Here is a 6,711-nt window from a genome sequence, read left to right as displayed (position 1 = left end):
GCCGACCTGATGCGCACCAACAGCCGGTGGACGGCGCGGGAACCCGTCGGCCCCTTCGCGGCCGTCGTCGACGACCTGCTGGACACCCCGGGCGAGGTGGCCGACCTCCTGCGCCCGATGCGCGAGCACCTCCCGGCCGCAGCCGCCGTCCGAGCCCACCTGAAGGCCAACCCGAAGCGCCCCACCCTCCTCGAGCCGGTCGTCCCGGCCCTGGCCCGCGCCGTGGCGATGTGGAGCCCGGCCGGCGGCACGCTGTCGGTGGTCCACGACGACCAGTCCGCCGTCACGCCCGAGCGGATCGCCGCGATCGCGGACGGCACCTCGTTGGTCGAAGTCACCCTCGTCGACTCGCGCACCGACCCGCGGGTGCAGGTCGCCGACCTGCTGGCCGGCATAGCCCGGCGGCTGGCCGGCGACCAGCTGGCCGCCCGGACCGATCCGGACGACGACCTCACCGCGCTGCTGCGCCCGGCCGTCGACCCGGAGTCGCTGTGGGCCGACGCCACCAGCTGGCCGGCGCTGTCCCCGACCTGATGACGGCGCTGCTACGTTCAGACGCGTGGACGCTGCCGAGCCGCGAGTTCTGGTGATCGGCCTGGACCCCCATCGGGTGCCCGGGCCGTGGGATCCCGCGCCCATGGCCGAGGCGATCGCCGCCGGGATGGCCCGCTTCGCCGAGGCCGGGGTGGGGGCCGAGAGCTGCCTGTTCGGGCTCGACGGGAGCGACGACATCGAGGCGGTCGTGACGGCGGCCCTCGACCGCCGGCCCTGGGAGGTGGTCGTCGTCGGCGGCGGGGTGCGCACCAACGAGGAGCGGCTCGAGCTGTTCGAGCGGATCATCAACCTCGTGCGCCGGCACGCGCCGGGCGCGGCGATCGCCTTCAACCGCAAGCCGGACCGGACCTACGAGGCCGCGGCGCGCTGGCTGCGCTGAGATCGGCCCGGGCTATCTGCCCGCGGTGACGATGTGGGCGGCGATCGGCATCACGACCTCGCCGGACGGCACGACGAACTGCGCCAGCGCCGGCTCGGCCTCCGCGATCAGGGCCGGCATCTCCTCGTCGCCGATCAGACCGGCCAGCGGCGAGCCCTTCACCTCCACCCGGATGAACTCCTGGATCGACGAGAACCGGATCGAGCCCTCCCGCAGGTCGATCCCGGCGTCCGGGATACCACTGCCGGCGAACAGGTCCGCGAGCTCTCCTTGATCGCCGAGGACGAAGGGGGCCGCCAGCAGGTCGGCCGCCTTCGGGCTGCTCAGCCGGCCCGCGATGTCGGCGAGGATCCGGAAGCCGGGAGCCCGATCGATGGCGGCCCACACCGCGACCGCCAGGCGTCCGCCCGGCGCGAGGACGCGCCACATCTCCCGCAGCGCCCCCGCCCGGTCCGGGAAATACATCAGCGCGAACTGGCTGACCACCACGTCGAAGGCGGCGTCGTCGAACGGCAACGCGGTCGCGTCGCCGGCACGCCAGTCGATGCCCGGCTCGGTGCGGGCCGCGACCGCCAGCATTCCCTCGTTGAGGTCGAGCCCGACGACCCTGCCGGTACGGCGGAAGGCTTCGCGGGCGAGCACCCCGGTGCCGCAGGCGACGTCGAGCACGGCGTCGCCCTCCTTGATCCCGGCCGCGTCGGCGACCGGGCTCGCCCAGGCGCCGAAGATGGCGGGGACGAAACACGATTCGTAGATTTCGGCGGCAACCGCCGACACCTGCCACTGCTCACGTTCAGCCATGCCGGCGAGCGTTCCGCATGATCGGGTGCGCCAGAACCGGCCCGTCGCGGATCCGACACGCTCGGGTGCTTCGCCTACGACGGCCGGCGATCGCCGTGTGCCGTCACGGGCCCGGTCGGGTGCGGCCGAGGCCGGCCTCGCGGGCGACAACCGCGGCCGCTGTGCGGGTCGTCACGCCGATCTTGGCGAAGATGGTGGAGAGCTGGTTTCGCACCGTCTTCGGTGACAGGCCGAGGCGTTGCCCGATCACGGCGGTGGACAGTCCACGCGCGAGCAGATCGAGAATCTGGTGCTCGCGCGGTGAGAGATTGCCGATGGTCCTGGACTGCGGCTCGCCGAGGGAGCCGGCGAGAGCCGGTCGTGCTCTGGCGCCGATGATGAGGTTGCCTCGGGACACCTCCCGGATGGCGGCCACGACGTCCGCCGGAGCGCTGTCCTTCAGGACGTAGGCCGACGCGCCGGCCGCGAGGGCGTTCAGCACGAGGTCTTCGTCCGCGTGCATGGTCAGCACGACGATCCGCAGACCCGGATGGCTGAGGAGCATGCGCCGGCACAACTGCGTGCCGTCGGTGTCGGGCAGCCGCAGATCGACGACGGCGATGTCCACCCTGGTCCGGCCGAGGGCGGCCAAGGCCGCCGCGCCGTCGGGTGCCGTGGCGGCGACTTCGAGATCGGGTTCGCCGCTGAGCACGGCGGACAGGCCGCTGAGCACGAGCGGATGGTCGTCGACCAGCAGGAGGCGCAACACCGATGTCACTCCGTCCGGTAGGGAACTCGGGCCGTGACCGTCGTGCCGTGCGGCTGCCGATCGCCGACGGTGAGCAGGCCACCGACCTCTTCGATCCGCCGGCGCATCGACGGCAGGCCGAGGCCGTGGTTCTGCCGGCCCAGCCCGCGCCCGTCATCCTCGACCGCCAGGATGAGCTGTCCCGCATCGGCGCGCAGCGAGATGCGGCACCAGCTCGCGTCCGCATGCCGGATGACGTTCGTGACGGCCTCACCGGCGACCAGCCGCACGGCAGTGCCCACCTCCACGGGAACGCGCGCGACATCGTGCACGGCCGACTCGAAACGAGGACCGGAACGGGCGGCGGCGGAGATCCAATCGTCCACCATCGACCGCAGCGTGACGGACAGCGCAGGCCGCGGCGTCGGTGGGTGCAGATCACGGGTCAGGCGCCTGACCTCGGTGCGGCATTGCTCCAGCCCTTCCTCCAGATGGTCGAGCCGCTCGGCGAACTGGGTGGGAGACGTCGCGCCGCGAGCCGCCGCGACGTGCATGCGCAGCCCGGCCAGCAACGGACCGAGGACGTCGTGCAGGTCGGTACGGATACGCTCCCGCTCCGCGTCACGCAGCCGCAGGATCTGGTCCTGCGCGGCGGCCAGCCGCCTGCCCAGCAGGACTGCCTCGGCCACCACTGCGATCTGCGGGGCGAGGCCGCGCAACACGCTCAGATCGGTCGCGGTGAAGCGTTCGCCGGCCTGTCGCGGCGCGACGACCAAGGTGCCCACCTCGCGCTCGCCGACCAGCAACGGCACCTGGGCTCCGTCGGTAATCGTCTCGCCGCCGGGCGTCAGGCGTACCTGCGCCGACGGACTGCGGACCGATCGCGCCACCGAGTCCGCCACCTCCTGCAGCAAGGAGTCCGGGTCGGCGGGCCGCTGCAGTCGGTGCGACAGATCCAGGTGCGCCTGCCCCGGCGTCCGCCCGGATCCGTACAGCCGGACCAGCAGCCATCGCCGGGCGGCCAGCAAGCCCGGCATCAAGCCGATCGCCGCCACGGCGGCGAGGACGGCGCCCGCGGCGCGCTGATCGGGCACATTCGTCGCGGCGAGCAGCACCACCGCCGCGGCGTACGCGGTCGCGAACGCGGCGATGGCCGCCAGGCCCAGCGCGGCCCGGCCGAACGCCCGGTCCATCGCCGGAGGTGAATCGGTCGTCGTCAGCCAGGCCAGCCCGAACGGGGCGATCGCCATGGCCCCGGTGGCGAGGTAGAGGCCCGCCGGTGTCAGCCGGCCGGTCAGGGCGGCGCCACACACGAGCCCGAGAACCACCAGGACGGCCACTCCGCTCGCCGTCATCGCCCGGGCGCCACCGTGCTCCCCACGTGCGTGCCGGACCGCCCACGGAAAGACGCCGGCGGCCACCAGGACGGGCGGGGACGCCACGAGCAGAACCACCACGCCCGGTACGGTGGCGGCGCCATCGCCGATCAACGACATCCAGACCGGCGCCAGCGCGGGAGTCGCGAGCACGATCCCCATCGGATGACCGGGCATCCGATCCAGCACGACAGCGGCTGCGGCCGGCCACAACAACCACACCACGAGCCAGCCCAACGCCTCCAGCGGCACGTTCTGCTGCCCGGCCGCCATCGCGCCGAGCAGCAGGAAACCGGCCGGCAGGGCCAGGGGGAACCGATGCAACCGTGACCGTGGTGCCACGAGAGCAGCTTACGAAGGGCGATGGCCCGTTGAGTATCGACGAGACGGCCGGAGGACCCGGCACATGGCGGGACATCTGTCCCTCTCCGCCCGGGACAGTTCCGGCCGCATCATCGGTGGGCACCGTCCATCTCGAGTCCGAGGAGCCCGCCATGGTGTCCAGCCCGCCCACTCCCGTCGCCCGCACGAAGCCCGGCGTCGCCGTCACGGGCTACTTCCTGATCGCCGGCCTGCTGGGCATCGCCTTGACGATCTTCGGCGAACTCACGGCGCCGCTCGATGTCGACAACGCCATCGCGGTGGGTCAGACGGGACTCCTCTTCCTCGCCGGAGCGACGGCGATCGTCGTGGCCGGGGTCCGGTGGCCGAGAACGGTGCGCTGGCTGCTGCCTCTTCTGGCCGTCCTCACTCCGCTGACCGCCGTGGCCTACTTCCTGCCGCTGGGATGGATGCTGGGCTGCGCGGGAGTGGCGCTGGCGTGGGGCGTCGGCATCCTGGCCCGGGGATCTGCCCGGGGTTCCCATGGGGGCTCGCCGCATACCCGTCTCACTCGTGCCTGCGCCCTTATCTGCGCCTTCGTCGCGGCGGCGTGGTTCCTGGTCTACCTCTCGGCCGTGGTCACGAGCTGACGCCCGGGTCCGGGAGTGGTGTTATCCCCACCCCGGTCGGCGGGCCTGCACCATCGAATGGGATCTTCATGATCCGTACCGTCGGATCCATGCTTGACCACCTACTGCCGCTGATCTCCTCGCCGTGGCTCTACGTGATCGTTTTCGTCGCCGTGGCGATCGACGGGTTTCTCCCGGTCATGCCGTCCGAGACCGTCGTGATCGGGCTCGGCGCCCTGTCGAGCTCCGGCTCGCCCAACCTGGTCGCGCTGGCCGCCGCGGTGGTGGCCGGGGGTGTCGCCGGCGACCGCGTCTCGTACCTGTTCGGGCGCAGGGCCGGCGGCCGGTTCGGCAAGGGCAAGCTGGCCGTGGCCAAGGAGAGGGCGGAGCGTGCGCTGCTGCGATACGGCGGGGGCGCCGTCCTGGTCGGGCGGTTTCTTCCGTACGGGCGGACCGCCACCACCATGACCGCGGGGTCGGTGTCGCTGCCGCTGGGGCGCTTCCGGGTGTTCAGCGTGCTGGCGAGCGCGGCCTGGGCGGCGTACGCGATCGGCCTGGGCCGGGTGGGAGGCGCCACCTTCGCCGACTCGCCACTGCTCGGCGCGGCGTTCGGGATGGTGCTCGGCGCGGTACTGGCCGGCCTGCACACCATTGTGGAGCGTCGGTCCGGTGACCAGGCCGCGGCGGTAGGCGTAGACCACGGCCTGGACCCGGTCGCGCAGGTCGAGAGCCGCACCCCCCAGCCGTACACCAGGATCGCCGGCACGGCCGTCGCCGTGCCGGCGGCCGGCGTGTCCCACGGGTTGTCCGGCACCGCGGCGACCGCCCGGCCGCCGGCGAAGGCCACCGCGGCGACGGCGGCGAGCTGCCTGAGCAGACGCATGAGAAGCTCCTTCACTCCTGCGCGGCCGGAGCGCCGCTGTGGAGAACGCTATGGACCTCCGCGCCCGGAAACGTCACCGTGCGGTGGACACCTGCGGGTAGCTCTCGCGGGGGATGGAGAGGCGTCCGCGGGCTAGTGTGACCACCGTCACGGAACCCTCACCGGCCGGCGGACAGGACCAGGTGTGTACCGCAATCTTCGGGCCCGGCTGCGCGCCGGCGACGCCGCGGCGTTCGGGCAGGTCTTCGACGACCACGCCCGCGACGTCCACCGGCACGCGCTGCGGACGACCGGCTCCTGGGCCACCGCCGAGGACGTGGTGTCGCTGACCTTCTACGAGGCGTGGCGGCTGCGGGAGCGCCTCCTCCCGGACGGCGACAGCCTCCTGCCGTGGTTGCTCGGCATCGCCACGAACGTGCTGCGCAACACGCGCCGCGCGGCCCGCCGGCACAGCGCTGCGCTGGCCCGCCTGCACATCGAGCCGGTGCCTGACTTCGCCGACGAGGTGGTCGACCGGATGCGCGACGCCGACCGGCTGGCCGCCGCCGTTGCGGCGCTCAGCCGGCTGCGCCCGGCCGACCGCGAGGTGTTCACGCTGTGCGTGTGGTCCGGCCTGGACTATGCGCAGGCGGCGGAGGCGCTCGGCGTACCCGTGGGCACCGTCCGGTCCCGCCTGTCCCGCGCCCGGGCCCGGCTGCGCGACCTGACCGAACGGGAACTCATGCCCAGCCACGGACAGGTACCGGATGGCCGCATCTCCGCGGCCCGGTCGCACCAGGAGAGAAACCGATGAACGACACGCCCGGACACGAGCACGCCGACCTGGCGCGGATGCTGCCGGCGCCGGAGGTTTCCGACCTGACCGGCGACCGCCACCGCGACCTGAAGGACGCGTTCATGCAGACGATCACCGAGGTGCCGCGGTCGAAGCCGGCCCGGCGCCGCTGGGCCCTGTTCGCCGCACCGTCCACCGCAGTCGAGGTCGCCGCGGTGGCGATCAACGCCGTGACGCTGGGCCGCCCGGCAGGCGACGACGCGCC

General features: G+C 73.0%; 8 protein-coding genes and 1 pseudogene. 6 read left to right on the top strand and 3 right to left on the bottom strand.

Annotated elements, in window-relative coordinates; genetic code table 11:
- Together AB0M20_RS20345 and AB0M20_RS20340 are read left to right on the top strand one after the other, a co-directional pair.
- A pseudogene (locus AB0M20_RS20345) lies at positions 1-534 on the top strand (hypothetical protein); the annotation flags it as partial.
- Positions 535-559: 25 nt separating this feature from the next.
- A complete protein-coding gene (locus AB0M20_RS20340; protein WP_364300277.1) occupies positions 560-934 on the top strand; it encodes a hypothetical protein in 375 nt (124 codons plus the stop codon).
- A 12-nt stretch (positions 935-946) separates the two neighbouring features.
- Here AB0M20_RS20340 and AB0M20_RS20335 read toward each other — a convergent pair whose 3' ends face one another.
- The 3 genes from AB0M20_RS20335 to AB0M20_RS20325 form a co-directional block, all read right to left on the bottom strand.
- Positions 947-1,735 (bottom strand): methyltransferase domain-containing protein, encoded by a 789-nt coding sequence (locus AB0M20_RS20335; protein ID WP_364300275.1) that lies wholly within the window; start codon positions 1,733-1,735, stop codon positions 947-949.
- 103 nt (positions 1,736-1,838) lie between these two features.
- Positions 1,839-2,483: a response regulator transcription factor gene (locus AB0M20_RS20330; RefSeq protein WP_364300273.1), complete on the bottom strand. Its 645-nt coding sequence runs from the start codon at positions 2,481-2,483 to the stop codon at positions 1,839-1,841.
- Positions 2,484-2,488: 5 nt separating this feature from the next.
- Complete coding sequence (locus tag AB0M20_RS20325; RefSeq protein WP_364300271.1) at positions 2,489-4,180, bottom strand: ATP-binding protein; 1,692 nt, start codon at positions 4,178-4,180, stop codon at positions 2,489-2,491.
- Positions 4,181-4,332: 152 nt separating this feature from the next.
- Here AB0M20_RS20325 and AB0M20_RS20320 point away from each other — a divergent pair, with 152 nt between their 5' ends.
- The 4 genes from AB0M20_RS20320 to AB0M20_RS20305 form a co-directional block, all read left to right on the top strand.
- Positions 4,333-4,809 (top strand): hypothetical protein, encoded by a 477-nt coding sequence (locus AB0M20_RS20320; protein WP_364300269.1) that lies wholly within the window; start codon positions 4,333-4,335, stop codon positions 4,807-4,809.
- Between the two features lie 89 nt (positions 4,810-4,898).
- Complete coding sequence (locus tag AB0M20_RS20315; RefSeq protein ID WP_364300267.1) at positions 4,899-5,807, top strand: DedA family protein; 909 nt, start codon at positions 4,899-4,901, stop codon at positions 5,805-5,807.
- Positions 5,808-5,855: 48 nt separating this feature from the next.
- Positions 5,856-6,464, top strand: coding sequence for an RNA polymerase sigma factor (locus tag AB0M20_RS20310; RefSeq protein ID WP_364300265.1), 609 nt, complete (start codon positions 5,856-5,858; stop codon positions 6,462-6,464).
- A partial coding sequence (locus AB0M20_RS20305; protein WP_364300263.1) for a hypothetical protein occupies positions 6,461-6,711 on the top strand: 251 nt, incomplete at its 3' end. The genes AB0M20_RS20310 and AB0M20_RS20305, both read left to right, overlap by 4 nt.

It is taken from the genome of Actinoplanes sp. NPDC051633 (assembly GCF_040681735.1).
Lineage (GTDB): Bacteria > Actinomycetota > Actinomycetes > Mycobacteriales > Micromonosporaceae > Actinoplanes.
This window is presented reverse-complemented; position numbering and strand designations above follow the sequence as displayed.

Bases quoted from the DNA above. Each gene is read 5' to 3' on its own strand.
- AB0M20_RS20335 (WP_364300275.1), bottom strand. From the start codon at position 1,735: ATGGCTGAACGTGAGCAGTGGCAGGTGTCGGCGGTTGCCGCCGAAATC.
- AB0M20_RS20320 (WP_364300269.1), top strand. From the start codon at position 4,333: ATGGTGTCCAGCCCGCCCACTCCCGTCGCCCGCACGAAGCCCGGCGTC.
- AB0M20_RS20315 (WP_364300267.1), top strand. From the start codon at position 4,899: ATGCTTGACCACCTACTGCCGCTGATCTCCTCGCCGTGGCTCTACGTG.